Source organism: Kitasatospora sp. NPDC059803, assembly GCF_042732255.1.
Lineage (GTDB): Bacteria > Actinomycetota > Actinomycetes > Streptomycetales > Streptomycetaceae > Kitasatospora.
This window is the reverse complement of sequence record NZ_JBHWIJ010000015.1, coordinates 40259-42062: the sequence shown is the minus strand read 5'-3', so window position 1 is coordinate 42062 and position 1804 is coordinate 40259. Positions and strand designations below refer to the sequence as shown.

General features: G+C 77.0%; 1 protein-coding gene. It reads right to left on the bottom strand.

Annotated elements, in window-relative coordinates; genetic code table 11:
• Positions 1-110 precede the first annotated feature (110 nt).
• The gene (locus ACFV6I_RS04400; RefSeq protein WP_063348433.1) at positions 111-1598 is read right to left on the bottom strand and encodes an FAD-dependent monooxygenase; all 1488 of its coding nucleotides are present in this window, start codon (positions 1596-1598) and stop codon (positions 111-113) included.
• Positions 1599-1804 lie beyond the last annotated feature (206 nt).

Genomic DNA, 1804 nt, shown 5'->3' with positions numbered 1-1804 from the left:
TGCGGGGGGCCGCGGGGGCGCGGGGGGTCGCGGGGGCGGGGGGGGGGGGGCCGGGGGGGGGGGGGGGCGGGGGGGCCCCGCGCCCCCCCCCCCCCCCCCCCCGGCGGGGGTCAGGGGGTGCCGAGCCAGGCGGTGAGGGCGGTGCGGAGCTCGCCCTGGCCGGGGTCGACGGCGCCCCAGGCGGCGTAGCCGTCCGGGCGGATCAGCAGGACGGTGTCGCGCAGCTTGCCGTGCGGGTCGGCCGGGGCGGCGGTGACCATGCGGTCCGCCCAGGGCTCGGCGGCGGCCAGTTCGTCGTTGCTGACCAGGACGAACTTCCCCTCGCGCAGCGCCTCGTAGAGCCGCTCGGGGGCGGCCGGGGCGCCCTCGACGGGCTTGCGCAGCGCCGTCAGCCGCAGGTCCGGGACGCGCTTGCCGACCTGCGGGTGGGCGTCCTTCGGGGCCGGGTAGGAGATGTCGATGCCGGAGACCATCCGGGCGCCGCGCTCGGTGACCAGGTCGAGGTGGCCGCCGAGCGTGGTGAGCGCCCCGCGCAGTGCGCGGGTGGGGGCGGACTCGGCGAGGGCGAGCCGGATCAGCGCGCCGGAGGTGCGCAGCACCGTCCGGCCGACCGGGTGCCGTTCGCTCTGGTAGGTGTCGAGCAGGGCGTCGGTGGCGCGGCCCTGGAGGGCGGCGGCGAGCTTCCAGGACAGGTTGGCGGCGTCCTGGAGGCCGGTGTTCATGCCCTGGCCGCCGGCCGGGGAGTGGCAGTGCGCGGCGTCGCCGGCCAGGAAGAACCGGCCGGAGCGGTAGTTGGGGGCCTGGCGCTCGTCGCTGTGGAAGGTGGAGCTCCAGCGGACGTCGTGCAGGCCGTAGTCCTCGCCGAGGGTGGTCCGGGCGATGGCGGCGAGGCGCTCCGGGGAGGGGGTGGTGCCGTCCGGCTGCCGCTCCTTGCGGTCCCAGGCGATCAGCCGGTACCAGCCGTCGCCGAAGGGGGCGAGGAAGGAGAAGCCGGTCTCGTTGGCGCCAACGGTGATGGTGTCGGCGGGCTCGCGCTCCAGCCGGACGTCGGCGAGCATCACCGAGTCGACCACGGACTCGCCGGGGAACGGGATGCCGAGCAGGTCGCGCACGGTGGAGCGGACGCCGTCGGTGCCGACCGCGTACCGGGCGGTGAAGGTGTTCCCGTCGCGGGTCTCCAGGGTGACGCCCTCGGCGTCCTGGCGCAGGGCGGTGACCTCGGCGCCGCGCAGGATGGTCGCGCCGGCCTGCTCGGCGCGCTCCTGGAGCAGCCGTTCGACGTGGTACTGCGGGGTGATCAGGACGAACGGGAAGCGGGTGGGCAGCGAGCTCAGGTCGATGCCGAAGCGGTCGAACATCCTCAGGCCGGTGACCGGGCGGCCGGTGGCGATGAGGTCGTCGGCGAGGCCGCGGGCGTCCAGGAGCTCCAGGCTGCGGGCGTGCACGGCGAAGGCCCGGGTCAGGTTGGACTCGGCGCCGCGCTTCTCCAGGACGGTGACGCCGACCCCGGCCGCGGCGAGATCGCCGGCCAGTAGCAGTCCGGTCGGTCCGGCACCGACGATCAGGATGTCGGTGGCGGTCGTCGGCTTCGCGGTCATGTGTCAGCTCCCGGTGTTCGGAGGGCGGTTGGACGCCGTGTCCGGCGTTCTCCCAGACTCCATCATCCAGGGCCCGCGGGGAGCTGTGAACCGCCGGGGGGCGGGGGGGGGGGGGGCGCGCGGGGGCGCGCGGCTGAGGGTTGGCTGGGGGGGGGCCTGGCGGGCGGCGCGCCGGGGCACCCCCCCCCGGCGCCGCGGTGTGGGCG